15 protein-coding genes are annotated in these 12,763 nt (G+C 59.0%); 12 read left to right on the top strand and 3 right to left on the bottom strand.

Annotated elements, in window-relative coordinates:
- Nucleotides 1–9 precede the first annotated feature (9 nt).
- From J7412_RS00915 to J7412_RS00890, 6 genes are all read left to right on the top strand, one after another.
- Nucleotides 10–1,026 carry an Hsp33 family molecular chaperone HslO gene (locus J7412_RS00915; protein WP_209076168.1) on the top strand — a complete coding sequence of 339 codons (1,017 nt, stop codon included), beginning with the start codon at nucleotides 10–12 and terminating at the stop codon, nucleotides 1,024–1,026.
- Nucleotides 1,010–1,618, top strand: coding sequence for a CoA pyrophosphatase (locus J7412_RS00910; protein WP_209076166.1), 609 nt, complete (start codon nucleotides 1,010–1,012; stop codon nucleotides 1,616–1,618). Before J7412_RS00915 ends, J7412_RS00910 begins: the two co-directional genes overlap by 17 nt.
- Nucleotides 1,615–2,772, top strand: coding sequence for a CCA tRNA nucleotidyltransferase (locus J7412_RS00905; protein WP_209076164.1), 1,158 nt, complete (start codon nucleotides 1,615–1,617; stop codon nucleotides 2,770–2,772). Before J7412_RS00910 ends, J7412_RS00905 begins: the two co-directional genes overlap by 4 nt.
- A gap of 287 nt (nucleotides 2,773–3,059) precedes the next feature.
- Complete coding sequence (locus J7412_RS00900; RefSeq protein WP_209076162.1) at nucleotides 3,060–4,901, top strand: ABC transporter ATP-binding protein; 1,842 nt, start codon at nucleotides 3,060–3,062, stop codon at nucleotides 4,899–4,901.
- Between the two features lie 38 nt (nucleotides 4,902–4,939).
- Entirely contained in the window at nucleotides 4,940–6,154 is a 1,215-nt protein-coding gene (locus J7412_RS00895; protein ID WP_209076160.1) for a class I SAM-dependent RNA methyltransferase, read from the top strand.
- A gap of 91 nt (nucleotides 6,155–6,245) precedes the next feature.
- On the top strand, nucleotides 6,246–6,740 hold the full coding sequence (locus tag J7412_RS00890) for a L,D-transpeptidase family protein (RefSeq protein ID WP_209058016.1): 495 nt from the start codon (nucleotides 6,246–6,248) through the stop codon (nucleotides 6,738–6,740).
- On the opposite strand, the gene J7412_RS00885 is transcribed toward J7412_RS00890, so the two are convergent.
- Nucleotides 6,726–7,295, bottom strand: coding sequence for a CAP domain-containing protein (locus J7412_RS00885; protein ID WP_209076157.1), 570 nt, complete (start codon nucleotides 7,293–7,295; stop codon nucleotides 6,726–6,728). The genes J7412_RS00890 and J7412_RS00885 overlap by 15 nt on opposite strands.
- Nucleotides 7,296–7,463: 168 nt before the next feature.
- Here J7412_RS00885 and J7412_RS00880 point away from each other — a divergent pair, with 168 nt between their 5' ends.
- Nucleotides 7,464–8,060: a L,D-transpeptidase gene (locus tag J7412_RS00880; protein WP_209058012.1), complete on the top strand. Its 597-nt coding sequence runs from the start codon at nucleotides 7,464–7,466 to the stop codon at nucleotides 8,058–8,060.
- A gap of 147 nt (nucleotides 8,061–8,207) precedes the next feature.
- Nucleotides 8,208–8,393, top strand: coding sequence for a hypothetical protein (locus J7412_RS00875; RefSeq protein WP_209058010.1), 186 nt, complete (start codon nucleotides 8,208–8,210; stop codon nucleotides 8,391–8,393).
- A 139-nt stretch (nucleotides 8,394–8,532) separates the two neighbouring features.
- Here J7412_RS00875 and hemH read toward each other — a convergent pair whose 3' ends face one another.
- Together hemH and J7412_RS00865 are read right to left on the bottom strand one after the other, a co-directional pair.
- On the bottom strand, nucleotides 8,533–9,585 hold the full coding sequence (gene hemH, locus J7412_RS00870) for a ferrochelatase (protein ID WP_209076155.1): 1,053 nt from the start codon (nucleotides 9,583–9,585) through the stop codon (nucleotides 8,533–8,535).
- A gap of 37 nt (nucleotides 9,586–9,622) precedes the next feature.
- Complete coding sequence (locus J7412_RS00865; protein WP_209076153.1) at nucleotides 9,623–10,441, bottom strand: methyltransferase domain-containing protein; 819 nt, start codon at nucleotides 10,439–10,441, stop codon at nucleotides 9,623–9,625.
- Here J7412_RS00865 and J7412_RS00860 point away from each other — a divergent pair.
- From J7412_RS00860 to J7412_RS00845, 4 genes are read left to right on the top strand one after another with little or no spacing between them, the layout of a single operon-like run.
- A complete protein-coding gene (locus tag J7412_RS00860) occupies nucleotides 10,424–11,188 on the top strand; it encodes a double zinc ribbon domain-containing protein (RefSeq protein ID WP_348540449.1) in 765 nt (254 codons plus the stop codon). The two genes, J7412_RS00865 and J7412_RS00860, sit on opposite strands and share 18 nt — an antisense overlap.
- A gap of 38 nt (nucleotides 11,189–11,226) precedes the next feature.
- Nucleotides 11,227–11,484 carry a glutaredoxin 3 gene (grxC, locus tag J7412_RS00855; RefSeq protein ID WP_209058002.1) on the top strand — a complete coding sequence of 86 codons (258 nt, stop codon included), beginning with the start codon at nucleotides 11,227–11,229 and terminating at the stop codon, nucleotides 11,482–11,484.
- Between the two features lie 6 nt (nucleotides 11,485–11,490).
- Complete coding sequence (locus J7412_RS00850) at nucleotides 11,491–12,321, top strand: carbon-nitrogen hydrolase family protein (RefSeq protein ID WP_209076148.1); 831 nt, start codon at nucleotides 11,491–11,493, stop codon at nucleotides 12,319–12,321.
- Nucleotides 12,322–12,762 (top strand): MarR family transcriptional regulator, encoded by a 441-nt coding sequence (locus J7412_RS00845; RefSeq protein WP_209057997.1) that lies wholly within the window; start codon nucleotides 12,322–12,324, stop codon nucleotides 12,760–12,762.
- Nucleotide 12,763: the final 1 nt, after the last annotated feature.

The raw sequence follows: 12,763 nt of genomic DNA, 5'->3' as shown, positions 1-12,763 counted from the left end.
GGAAACCCCATGAAAGCTGCAAGTAAAATTGCCTGGGACGACACAGTGTTGCCGTTCCAGCTGGACAAATCTGATATTCGCGGACGTGTGGCGCGTCTGGATGGCGTGCTCTCGGGCGTGCTGAAACAACATGCCTATCCGGAAACGGTCGAGGCGCTGGTGGCCGAAATGGCCCTGCTGACCGCGCTGATCGGCCAGACCATCAGCCTGCGCTGGAAGCTGTCGCTGCAGGTGCAGACCAACGGCCCCGTGCGCATGATCGCCACCGATTACTACGCGCCGCAAAACGAGGGCGAGGTCGCCCGCATCCGCGCTTACGCCAGCTTTGATGAAGAGCGCCTGACCGAAGGCACCCCGTTTGAGCAGCTCGGCAACGGCTATTTCGCAGTTCTGATCGATCAGGGTGAAGGTATGAAGCCCTATCAGGGCATCTCCGGTCTGGTTGGCGGCTCTCTGCAGGCCTCTGCCGAGGCGTATTTTGCGCAGTCTGAACAGCTCGCCACACGCTTTTCGCTGAAATTCGGCAAATCCATCGAGCCGGGCGTGGGCGAACACTGGCGCGCGGGCGGCATCATGTTGCAGCACATGCCAAAAGCCAGCCCCGAAGTCTCCGGCGAAGGTGGCAGCGGCGAGAGCGGCTATTTGCTGGCCAAAGATGTGGTCAACGAAGACGATGCTGAGAACTGGAACCGCGCCAATATCCTGCTGGATTCGGTCGAAGATCTGGAAATGATCGGCCCCTCCGTGCCGCCGACCGATCTGCTGGTGCGCCTGTTCCATGAGGAAGAGCCGCGCGTCTATGCTGCGCAGTCGGTGAAATTCGGCTGCACATGCTCTGAGGAGCGCGTGCGCCAGTCCCTGTCGATCTACTCCGCCCGTGACATCGAAAAGATGACCACACCGGAAGGCCGCGTCACCGCGGATTGCCAGTTCTGCGGCGCGCATTACGACATGGATCCGGCCTCCGTGGGCATGCTGCCCAAGGACCGCAGCAAAGACAGCGGTGCCGATGCCGCAGGCGTCTGATCCGCTCCACCACATCAAGGCCGCGCTGTCGCTGGACAGTGCGGCCTCTTCTGATTTTGATCTCAACCCCGATGTGATCCTGCCCCCGGGCCGCAAGCTGCGCCCCGCCGGCGTGCTGGTCCCGATCGAGATCAAATCCGGCATTCCCCATGTCATCCTCACCAAACGTGCCAGCCATCTGAAGCACCATCCGGGGCAGATCGCCTTTCCCGGTGGCAAACAGGACGAGGCCGATGCGGATGTGATCGCTGCTGCGCTGCGCGAAGCGCGTGAAGAGATCGGTCTGCCTTCTGAAAACGTCGAGGTCCTCGGCACACTACCCACCCATGAGACAGTGACAAGCTTCACGGTCACCCCGGTTTTGGGCCATATTAGAGACGCTTTTGACGTGATCCCCGAGCCTGGCGAAGTGGATGAGGTCTTCTCCGTGCCGCTCTCCCATGTCACCGATCCGGCGCGGTTTTCCGTGCAATACCGCCGCTGGCAGGGCAAGCGCCGCCACTACTTCACCGTGCCCTTTGGCCCCTATTACATCTGGGGCGCCACCGCGCGCATTCTGCGGGGCCTGGCCGAACGGGTAGAGCGCCTATGAAAGTCACCGGAGACTGGTTGACCGCGCCCGCCACACAGGCGGTTTGCGCCATGTTAGAGACTGATAATCATCAGGCACTCTTTGTGGGCGGCTGCGTGCGCAACGCGCTTCTGGGCGCGCCTGTCAATGACATCGATATCTCCACCGATGCCCGCCCTGAACAGGTCATGGAGCTGGCCAAGGCGGCGGGGCTGAACGCGATCCCCACCGGGATTGAGCACGGTACCATCACCGTGGTCTCCGGCGGCATCCCCCATGAGATCACCACCTTCCGGCGCGATGTGGAAACCGACGGCCGCCGCGCCGTGGTGGCTTTTTCCGACCATGTTGAGGATGACGCGCACCGCCGCGACTTCACCATGAACGCGCTTTACGCGCGCTCTGACGGCACCGTGGTCGACCCGCTGGGTGGGCTTGCGGATCTTGAGGCCCGCCGCCTGCGCTTTATCGATGTGGCCGAAGACCGCATTCGCGAAGATTACCTGCGCATCCTGCGTTACTTCCGCTTTCACGCCTATTACGGCGATCCCGCTGAGGGCATGGACCCGGAGGCCTTGGCCGCCATCGCCGCCAATATCGAGGGCATTGCAAGTCTGTCCAAAGAGCGCATAGGTGCGGAGATGGTCAAACTCATGGGTGCGCCTGATCCTGCTCCGGCTGCGGCTGCCATGCGCAGCACCGGCGCGCTCACCGCCGTGCTCGAAGGGGCCGATGATCGCGCGCTTGCGCCGCTGGTGCATTTAGAAGGGCTTGCCGGTCTTGCGCCTGAATCCATGCGCCGTCTTGCGGCCTTGGGCGGGCGACAGGTGGCCGATGCGTTGCGTCTCTCCAAGAAACGCGCCCGTCAGCTGGAAATCCTGCGCAACGGCGTGGAAAGCACCGACAGCCCCGGCGCGCTTGGCTATCACCACGGCGCGGATTTTGCACAGTCCATCGTGCTGTTGCGCGCGGCCCTGCTGGAGATGCCCTTGATGCCGGATGCGCTCTCTGAGGTGGTGCGCGGCGCGGCCGCAACCTTCCCGATCCGCCCCGCTGATCTGATGGATCGCTTTCAGGGCGCCGCGCTTGGCCAACGGCTGAAACAGCTTGAGGCCCGCTGGATCGAGTCACAGTTCACGCTCACCGCAGCGGCGTTGCTTGCTGCGCCGGAGTGATCGGAAACGGCCAACGCGCCTTGTGCTTACACTTTGCCCGACCACAAATTTCGCACCTCCGCGATACAATCGCCTTACCGACGCGATACCGACGTGCCAAAAAGCTGGTTAATGCCCGGTTGACTTTGACGCAACGGTAGCGCAGCATCACCTCACTCAACCATGAGAAGGAGTGCACAATGTATCGCGGGATTTGGTTTTCATAACCACATCGGACCGCAGTGGCGGCCGATTGTGGCGTGTCACTTCATTTATGCACTTAACTTTCTGTTCTTTCAGGCTTTCTCATGTTCAAGTTTTTCGAGACCCTTGTTGACCCCTATTGCGACTACGACGAAGTAGATACGCCGCCCACCAAGCTGTGGCCCTTCATGCGCGATTATGCGCTGCCATTCCGCAAAGTATTTGTTTTTGCTACGATAATGTCCATCATCGTGGCGGCGGTGGAGGTCGGCCTGATCGCCTATATGGGCCGCGTGGTGGACCTTCTGACAGGTGATCCGTCGACGGTTTGGGCGGACCACGGCACCGAGTTCATCTTGGTGGTGCTGTTTGTGCTCTTCCTGCGCCCCGCGCTGCAGGCGCTCGATGTGCTCCTGCTGAACAATACCGTGCTGCCAAACTTCGGGGCTTTGATCCGGTGGCGGGCCCATAAACATGTTTTGCGTCAATCAGTTGGCTGGTTTGAAAACGACTTTGCAGGCCGCATTGCCAACCGGATTATGCAGACCCCTCCGGCAGCGGGCGAAGCCGTGTTTCAGGTCTTTGACGCGATCACCTTCTCCATCGCCTATGTCATTGGCGCCGCAATACTTTTGGCCGATGCCGACCCGCGTCTGGTGCTGCCCATGCTGGGCTGGCTGGTGCTCTATGGCTTCTTGGTCAAGTGGACCGTCAAACGCGTCGGCCCGGCCTCTCAGGCCGCCTCTGACGCGCGCTCCAAAGTCACCGGTCGCGTGGTGGATGCCTACACCAATATTCATTCGGTAAAGCTCTTTGCCCACAATCAGCGCGAGCTGGAATATGCCAAGGAAGCCATTGAATATTCACGGGAAACTTTCCAGAACGAGATGCGGATTTTCACCATCATGGATGTGGCGCTGGTTCTGCTCAACGGGGTGCTGATCGTCAGTGTTGTGGGGTGGGCCATCTGGCTCTGGTCCATGGGGCAGGCTTCTGTTGGGGCGGTTGCGGCCGCCACCGCGCTCAGCCTGCGCCTGAATGCGATGACCGGCTGGATCATGTGGGCGCTGACCTCCTTCTTCCGCCAGCTCGGAGTTGTGGCCGAGGGTATGGAAACCATTGCCCAACCTATTGATCTGGTCGATCAAAAATCAGCACCACAGCTTGATTTTGATCAGGGGAAAATTGAGCTGCAGAGCCTGTCGCACCACTACGGCCGCGGCTCCGGCGGGTTGGATCAGATCTCCCTGACCATCGCACCTGGTGAAAAAGTGGGTCTGATCGGCCGTTCCGGAGCAGGCAAATCGACTTTGGTGAAGCTGCTGCTGCGCTTCTATGATGTTGAAACCGGGCGCATTTTGATCGACGGGCAGGACATTTCCTCCGTCACGCAAGACAGCCTGCGCGATGCCATTGGTATGGTGCAACAAGACAGCTCGCTGCTGCACCGCTCTGTGCGCGACAACCTGCTCTACGGTCGGCCTGATGCCACCGAGGCGGATATGATTGTCGCCGCTAAAAAGGCCGAAGCTCATGATTTTATTCTGGATTTGGAGGATCCGGAGGGCCGTAAGGGCTATGACGCCCATGTTGGCGAACGGGGTGTGAAGCTCTCCGGCGGTCAGCGTCAGCGTATCACACTGGCCCGGGTGATCCTGAAGGACGCGCCGATTCTGCTCTTGGACGAAGCGACCAGCGCTTTGGACAGCGAGGTTGAGGCGGCCATTCAACGCACGCTCTATGGCATGATGGCGGGCAAAACCGTGATCGCCATCGCGCACCGCCTGTCCACAATTGCCGAGATGGACCGAATTTTGGTTATGGATCAAGGCCGTATCGTGGAGCAGGGCAGCCACGCAGAGCTGCTTGCGCAGAATGGTCTTTACGCCGGTTTCTGGGCGCGGCAATCGGGTGGCTTCCTCAATGCCGATGAGGCAGCAGAGTAGCGTTTGACCTTGTGCCTGTCCCTCGTTAGGGGACAGGCATGAGCCAGATCGACATCCAGCGACTGGGCCTGCACGGTGATGGCATCGCCGACGGCCCGATCTTTGCCCCGCTCACCCTTCCCGGCGAAACCGTCGAAGGGGAGCTTGAGGGCAACCGTCTGAAAAACATACGGGTTTTGACCCCTTCTGATCAGCGGGTGAAGGCACCTTGCCGGCATTTCAAAAGCTGCGGCGGCTGCCAGTTGCAGCACGCAGCGGATGGCTTTGTGGCGGATTGGAAGGTTGATGTGGTGCGTCAGGCGCTTGCCGCGCAGGGCTTGGAAACCGATTTGCGCCCCATCGCGACGTCGCCCATTCAATCCCGCCGCCGTGCGGTGATCTCAGCCCGCCGCACCAAAAAAGGCGCGCTTGTCGGCTTTCATGCCCGCGCCTCGGATGTGATTGCCGACATCAGCGATTGCCAGCTTCTGCATCCGGATCTGATGCCCGCTTTGGACATCGTGGGTGCTTTGTCCCAAATCGCCGGGTCGCGCAAAGGCGAGCTCAGTGCCACGGTCACCCTGTCAGATGCCGGGCTTGATCTGTCTGTGAAAGGCGGCAAGCCGCTGGATGGCGCGCTCTTGGCACGCATGGCGCAGGAGGTGGAGCGCCACAAGCTGGCACGGCTCACATGGGATGGCGAGGTTGTCGCCACACGGATTGCGCCCTACCAAACCTTTGGAAAAGCGAAGGTTGTTCCGCCACCCGGCGCATTTTTGCAGGCGACCAAAGAGGGCGAGGAGGCTTTGCTGGCGTCTGTGCGCGCAGCGATCACGCAGGGCGACTCAGGTGTTGATCTCTTTGCCGGAAGCGGCACCTTCACCCTGCCGTTGGCTGAGAGCTACATGATGCACGGCATCGAAGGTGAGAAATCCATGGTCAAAGCCATGGATGCCGGATGGCGCATGGCCACAGGGCTGAAAAAAGTGACAGCAGAGACCCGCGATCTGTTCCGCAATCCACTGATTGCCGAGGACCTGCGCTATGACTTTGCGGTCATTGACCCTCCGCGCGCAGGTGCCGAGGCGCAGGTGGCAGAGCTCGCCAAGTCGCAGATATCTGAAATCGCGTATGTTTCCTGCAATCCCGTGACCTTTGCACGTGATGCGGCGGTTCTGGTGCAAGCGGGCTATGCGCTTGAGTGGGTGCAGACAGTCGATCAATTCCGCTGGTCTTCGCACGTGGAATTGGCTTCAAGATTTGTTCGGAAATAGAGCGTATCACGCAGGCGTGAGCGGCACATGGCCAGCGGGTCTGCTAAGAAACGCTCAGAGGCAGTGAAGACATATAAAGAGGAACTTGTTGATGCGTTGGATCTCCGCATTGATGATTGCCGTTCTGGCATTCGGATTGGCAGGCTGCGCCGAAAAATTCACCACATACAATGGCCCCGAGGTCACCCGTGTGCTGGTTTATAAAGAAAGCCGCCGGATGTATCTGATGCACCATGATCAGGTGCTGCAGGCCTATGACGTGGGCCTTGGGTTTTCTCCTGCCGGTCACAAGCAGGTTGAAGGCGATGGCCGCACGCCGGAGGGCGATTACTACATCGACCGCCGCAATCCCAACAGCCGCTTCTATCTGTCGCTTGGCATCTCTTACCCCAACGCTGCGGACCGCGCCTATGCGGCCTCGATCGGCGAATCCCCCGGTGGAGACATTTTTATCCACGGGCGGCCGCAGCTGTTTCAGAACGGCGTTGAGGACTGGACTGCGGGCTGTATCGCGGTCTCAGACGAAGAGATGCGCGACATTTACGCGATGGTCAGAAACGGAACCCCGATCTCAATTTATCGTTGAAAACGGGTTTGTGTCGCTGACTTCCGGTGTGCTGGTGGTCTCTGCAACCTCGATAAAGGATGCTGAGTTTGGTTGACCCATCACCAGGGTCCACCAGATCTTGCCATTGTCTTCCTGGAACCAGGCAAAGCCCATATCGCGCGCGTTGCGGTCGAGGATCACAGAACGTGTGTCATCCTGTTCCATCCAGGCGGCGAGGGTCTCAACCTCGGTTTCGTAGGTCTCGCTGATGGTTTCGCCGGTCAGAACACCGGTGTAGCCCACGCGCGCCACACGATCGAGCGGCGAGGAGCCGTCAGAGCCAAAATGCCAAGGGCGGTTCTGCAGGGCCATATCCCGCGCATGGGTCGCAGCGGCGGCATTCAGTTGGGCGTTGAGTTCCACGGCTGGTGCGCCAGAGGCCTGACGAAGCGCATTCACTGAGTCCAGTACGCGAAACTGAACGCGGGCGGTATTGCCCGAGGAAATCTTATATTGCTTGGCGCTGCCACCGCCTCCGGTTCCGCAAGCGGCCAATCCAACAGCTGCAGCTAGCAAAAGTGCAATAACGCGCATCGTGTCTCTGTCCCACCTAATTGATTGGGGCACTCCTACCCGCACATCGTGGCCATGAAAACCCACATAGGCGTGACATTGCTACCCTGACAATTGATTGATTTGCGACTGCGGCATTAGAGCCATATGATCTCACCGATCCGTGAGGTTGGTTTCTGGAGAAAAATAATGACTGTAGATCGGTCGGATAAGTTTGGACGGCGTACGTTTCTGGCAGGTAGCGCCGCCTTTTTGAGCACGCCGGCTTTGGCACAAACCGAAGCTGAAACCACTGAGGTGGAACGCGACCTGGACGAGCGTGTCGTTCGCAATATATCGAGCTTCCGTTCGCTGGACTGGGCGCCGTATTTTGACAACCTGAAGAACGGCGCTGTTCTCGTGGATGTCACGTCCCGCGCGCTGCATTATTGGTCAGAAGATGAGTCGGTGTATAAACTCTACCCGACTTCTGTGCCTTTGAGCGAAGATCTCACACGTCTGGGCCGCACCAAAGTTGTGCGCAAGGTTGAAGGGCCAAGCTGGCGTCCAACGCCGTCGATGAAAGAGCGCAATCCGGAATGGCCTGATTTTGTCGGCCCCGGTCCGGATAACCCATTGGGCACACACGCACTTTATCTGAGTTGGACCTATTACCGAATCCACGGCACCCACGACACACGCAAAATTGGGCGTCGTTCTTCCAACGGTTGCATTGGTCTTTACAACGAACACATCGCAGAGCTGTTTTCGTTGACAAAAGTGGGCACGCAAGTGTTGCTAATTTGACGACATTTTGTTTCGGGAGTCGCGTTTAAGGTAAACTTCGGTTTGCAATTCCGAAAAATTACTGTTTAGACGTGACTTACGAGGTAAGTCTTGGGTGCTTGTCATCGCCCATTCCTATTGGTGGCAAGCGAATTCTGGAGGTGTAAAATGAAAAAACTCGTTATCGCTGCTGCTCTGACTGCTGCTGCAACCACTGCAATGGCTGGCGGCTTGGCTGATCCAGTTGTTGAGCCTGTTGTCATCGAAGAAGCCGCAAACGGCTCCGGCGCTGGCGTTTGGGTTCCGCTGGTACTGCTGGCAGTTGTGGCTGCCGCTGTTGCTGCAGGCAGCTAAGCTTTTTAAGCTTACTGAACTACGAATTCAAAAAAGGCGGGGCTTTGGCTCCGCCTTTTTTACGTTTTCCTGTGGCTGAAAAAAAATGCCCCGGGTAGTTTAAACCCGAGGCATAAGCCGTTCACGGAAGGCGTGCTGATCAGGTGATCCAGCCGCCGAGATTCTGGTCGATGATCTCACAAAGCGCGGCAACATGGGCCTCATCAGAATTCAGACAGGGGATGTACAGGAAATCCTCTCCTCCCGCGTGCTCAAAGCTCTCTTTGATCTCTTCGTTGATCTCTTCCAGCGTTTCGATGCAATCCGCAGAGAAGGCAGGCGCGATCACTGCGATGCTTTTCTTGCCTTCCTCTTTTGCAACACGGGCCACTTCGTCCACGGTGTAGGGGCGCAGCCAGTCTTCGGGGCCGAATTGCGACTGGAACGTGGTGCGCAGATCGGTGTCTTCCCAGCCCAGACGCTCTTTGAGTAGGCGCGTGGTTTTCTGGCATTGGCAGTGATAGGGATCGCCTTCCTGCAGGTACCGTTTGGGCATGCCGTGGTAAGAAACCACCAGCAGGTCCGGACGCTTCTCCTGTGCGGCGTAGGCTTTTTCCACCGACTGCGCCAGCGCCTCGATATAGGCGGGGTGCTCAAAATAGGCTTCCACGGTTCGGGCTGCCGGTTGCCATTTTTCTTCCATCAGAGCGCGGAAAAACTGATCATTGGCGGTCGCGGTCGTGGCACCTGCGTATTGCGGATAGAGCGGGAAGAACAGGATGCGTTCACAGCCCGCGGCCACCATCTCGCGCACCTTGGAAGGTGTGGAGGGGTTGCCGTAACGCATGCAGAAATCAACCATGACATCCTCACCGTGGCGAGCGGTCAGGGTTTCTGCGATTTTGGCGGTCTGTTCCTTGGTGATGACCATCAGCGGGCTTTCACCGCGCTCCTTGTCCCAGATCGATTCGTAGGCTTTGCCGCTGGAAAACGGACGTTTGGACAGGATGATCAGTTGTAGCAACGGCTGCCACTTCCATGCTGGATAGTCGATCACCCGCTTATCGGACAGAAATTCGCTCAGGTAGCGGCGCATGGGCCAATAGGTGTAGTTGTCAGGCGTGCCAAGGTTGGCAAGCAATATGCCGGTTTTGCCGCGCGCTACCTTAGGGTGGTCCGCAGGGGCGTGGGCGGGGCAGGTGGCTTGGGTCATAAGGGAAGGTCCGTTCCGTGTAGGATCACTTGTAAGATCACTTGGGCAGTTTGATTTCAGAGGCGCCGAGCGCGTCGGCAAGTCGGTTGGTGGCCGATCCGGGCCGCAGGGGTTGGGGTTGACTGTCGTCAGGTGCCCAGCCGGTCAGATAAATTAATTCGAACGTGGCGGGTATGCGACCATTTTTCATGAAGCTTTCTACGTAGATTTCGCAGGCGCGGATCATTAAGGAACGCGACGTCGCGGTGCGCAATCGATTTTGCAGGGCGTTTCCTTCGCCCATGGCGCGCAGCTCTTTCATCAAGGCCCAGGGGCTTTCGTAGGTCACGGTCAGAGGGGCGGTGTCGGCCACGGGCAATGACAGCCCCGCCCGTTGCAACAGGCCGCCGAGATCACGGATTTCCGCCATGGGGGCAACGCGGGGGGAGAGGCCGCCGGTGAGCTCGACCTCGGCCTGCGCCAGAGAGGCGCGCAGTTGATGCAGGGTTTGCCCTCCAAAACACACCGCGAGAAAGAAACCGTCGTTCTCCAAAGCGCGGCGGCATTGGATGATTTGACCCACTGGATCGTCGGCCCAATGCAACCCCATGGCATGGATCACCAGATCATGGGCACCGGTTTCCAGAGCCAGCACCTCTGTGTCCGCGACAATTTTCGCATTGGGCACGCACCGCTCCCACACGCTTGGAAAGCCGGTCACCACGGCAGGTCGTGTAAACCCTTTGTTAACCATGCTGAGACGATCCTGAATCTCGTCCTGCGCCAGCGCATGCAGGAACATCGCGTCCTGCAGATCAGCGCGTGCGCGGTTGCGATCAAGGGCCGCTCTGTCAGTGAGGTGAGGTTGGTTTTGCATAGCGCGGAAAATAGGTTGTTCGCCCGTAAGTTTCAAACAGCGCTGCATCTTTTGTTTCCGCCGCGGTGCGTCGGCTGCGGTGAAATGGTCGAAAGTGACTTCGGCTTATGCGCCGAATGCTGGGCGGATACAAATTTCCTTGGCGAAGACGTCTGCGACACCTGCGCCACCCCGGTGACGCGTCTGCATGGGGAGGGCAGTGTGGTCTGTGATGCCTGCCTGAAAGACCGGCCCCCTTGGCGCAAGGCGCGCGCCGCTTTGCTTTATGCGGGCACAGGGCGCAGGCTTGTGCTGGCACTCAAACACGGGGACCGCACCGAGGTTGTGCGGCCTGCATCAAAATGGCTCGCCCGCGCCGCTGCCCCGCTGTTGAGGGCTGAGACTGTGATCGCTCCTGTGCCGTTGCATCGTCTGCGACTGCTGCGGCGGCGCTACAATCAAGCGGCACTTCTTGCGGAGGCATTGGCCGGTGAGGTCTCAGCCAGCTATTGCCCGGATTTGCTGATCCGACGGCGTGGGCTGGGCAGTCTGGAAGGGCTGAATGCGGAGGCGCGCCACAAAAAACTTGCCGGAGCGATTGTGGCAAACCCCAAACATCACGGAGTTTTGAAGGGCGCATATGTGCTTCTGGTGGATGACGTTTTGACCAGCGGGGCGACGTTAAAGGCGGCAACCGACGCCTGTTTTCAGGCAAATGCCACAGATGTGTGTGTTCTGACACTGGCACGCGTTGCAAAGGGTTCTTAAATGGCCGACAAACAATTTGAGTGCATAAAGGAAAGACCATGCAGCCTGTCGAAATCTACACCAGCCCGCTCTGTGGGTACTGCCACGCCGCAAAACGCCTGCTGAAACAGAAAAACGTCAACTTCAAAGAGATTGATGTGCTGACCAGCCCGGGACGCAAACAAGAAATGATCACCCGCGCCAACGGTGGCCGCACCGTGCCGCAGATTTTCATTGGCGAGACCCATGTGGGTGGTTGCGACGATCTGATGGCGCTTGAGCGCGCGGGTAAGCTCGACCCTCTGCTGGCGGCCTGATCTGCCATGCGCGCCGCTCTGCTTCAGATGACCTCCTCCGACGTGCCAGAGGAAAACCTGGCCACCGCGTCGGCGATGATGCGCGAGGCAAAATCTGAAGGGGCGGACTTCGCCTTTATGCCGGAGGTGATGAATTGTCTTTCCACCAGCCGCAGTCGTCAGAACGAGGTGCTGCGGTTGGAGGAAGAAGACACCACGCTCTCCGCGCTCTCTACTCTATGTGCTGAGCTAGGCATGTGGGCGCTGATCGGCAGCCTTGGCTTAAAGACACATGATCCGGATGGGCGCTTTGCCAACCGGTCGTTTGTGATCTCCGACAAGGGCGAGATCGTCGCGCGCTATGACAAAATCCACATGTTTGATGTGGATGTGACGCCGGAAGAAACTTACCGCGAATCAGATGGCTATCGCCCGGGCGACAAGGCTGTGGTGGCCGAAACCCCGTTTGGCGCGATCGGGATGACGATTTGCTATGATGTGCGCTTTGGCGCGCTGCATCGCAGGCTCGCCAAGGCCGGCGCGCAGATCCTGACGGTGCCCGCTGCCTTTTCACATGTGACGGGGGCAGCGCATTGGGAACCGCTCTTACGTGCGCGGGCCATTGAAACCGGCTGTTTTGTGATTGCCCCGGCGCAGACCGGCACCCATGCGACCACACGCGGACAGGCGCGGCGCACCCATGGGCATTCCATGGTGGTGGCCCCTTGGGGGGAGGTTCTTGCGGACGCAGGCACCGAGGCCGGTGTCACGATTGTTGATGTTGATCTCTCTTTGGTTCAAAAAGCCCGCAGGCAGGTGCCAGCACTTCAGCACGATCGAGAGTTTGACGGGCCTTAAATGAACGACAAAAGCGGATTGGCCATCACCTTGTTTGGTGAAATTCTCATGGTGGACCAGCTGGCCCGATCCCGCCTGTCCAAAGTCCTGCCCAAAGGCATGGAGCTTTCACATTTTTCTGTGCTCAATCATCTGGACCGCTCCAACGCAGAGCGCAGCCCGGCACAATTGGCCAAGACATTTCACCTCACGCGCGGGGCCATGACCAACACGCTCAACAAGCTTGAGCTGGCAGGCTATGTGCACATTCGTCCCGATTGGGACGACGCGCGGCGCAAGATGGTGGCGATCAGCCCGGCCGGGCGGCAGGCGCGCGACGCGGCGCTGGCCAGCATGGCGCCCATCATCAATGAAATGGTGAGCAAGCTTGGGGATGACCGGGTGCGCGCGGCGCTCCCGATCCTGCGCGAATTGCGCCTCAAACTGGAAGACGGCGGTTGAC

This window comes from Shimia sp. R9_3 (assembly GCF_017743755.1).
Classification (GTDB): Bacteria; Pseudomonadota; Alphaproteobacteria; order Rhodobacterales; family Rhodobacteraceae; genus Shimia.
The sequence above is the reverse complement of the archived record's forward strand: the minus strand, read 5'-3'. Positions and strand labels throughout refer to the sequence as shown.

Coding starts and splice junctions, on each gene's coding strand:
- J7412_RS00915 (WP_209076168.1), top strand. CDS start 10: ATGAAAGCTGCAAGTAAAATTGCCTGGGACGACACAGTGTTGCCGTTC.
- J7412_RS00910 (WP_209076166.1), top strand. CDS start 1,010: ATGCCGCAGGCGTCTGATCCGCTCCACCACATCAAGGCCGCGCTGTCG.
- J7412_RS00905 (WP_209076164.1), top strand. CDS start 1,615: ATGAAAGTCACCGGAGACTGGTTGACCGCGCCCGCCACACAGGCGGTT.
- J7412_RS00900 (WP_209076162.1), top strand. CDS start 3,060: ATGTTCAAGTTTTTCGAGACCCTTGTTGACCCCTATTGCGACTACGAC.
- J7412_RS00895 (WP_209076160.1), top strand. CDS start 4,940: ATGAGCCAGATCGACATCCAGCGACTGGGCCTGCACGGTGATGGCATC.
- J7412_RS00890 (WP_209058016.1), top strand. CDS start 6,246: ATGCGTTGGATCTCCGCATTGATGATTGCCGTTCTGGCATTCGGATTG.
- J7412_RS00885 (WP_209076157.1), bottom strand. CDS start 7,295: ATGCGCGTTATTGCACTTTTGCTAGCTGCAGCTGTTGGATTGGCCGCT.
- J7412_RS00880 (WP_209058012.1), top strand. CDS start 7,464: ATGACTGTAGATCGGTCGGATAAGTTTGGACGGCGTACGTTTCTGGCA.
- J7412_RS00875 (WP_209058010.1), top strand. CDS start 8,208: ATGAAAAAACTCGTTATCGCTGCTGCTCTGACTGCTGCTGCAACCACT.
- hemH (WP_209076155.1), bottom strand. CDS start 9,585: ATGACCCAAGCCACCTGCCCCGCCCACGCCCCTGCGGACCACCCTAAG.
- J7412_RS00865 (WP_209076153.1), bottom strand. CDS start 10,441: ATGCAAAACCAACCTCACCTCACTGACAGAGCGGCCCTTGATCGCAAC.
- grxC (WP_209058002.1), top strand. CDS start 11,227: ATGCAGCCTGTCGAAATCTACACCAGCCCGCTCTGTGGGTACTGCCAC.
- J7412_RS00850 (WP_209076148.1), top strand. CDS start 11,491: ATGCGCGCCGCTCTGCTTCAGATGACCTCCTCCGACGTGCCAGAGGAA.
- J7412_RS00845 (WP_209057997.1), top strand. CDS start 12,322: ATGAACGACAAAAGCGGATTGGCCATCACCTTGTTTGGTGAAATTCTC.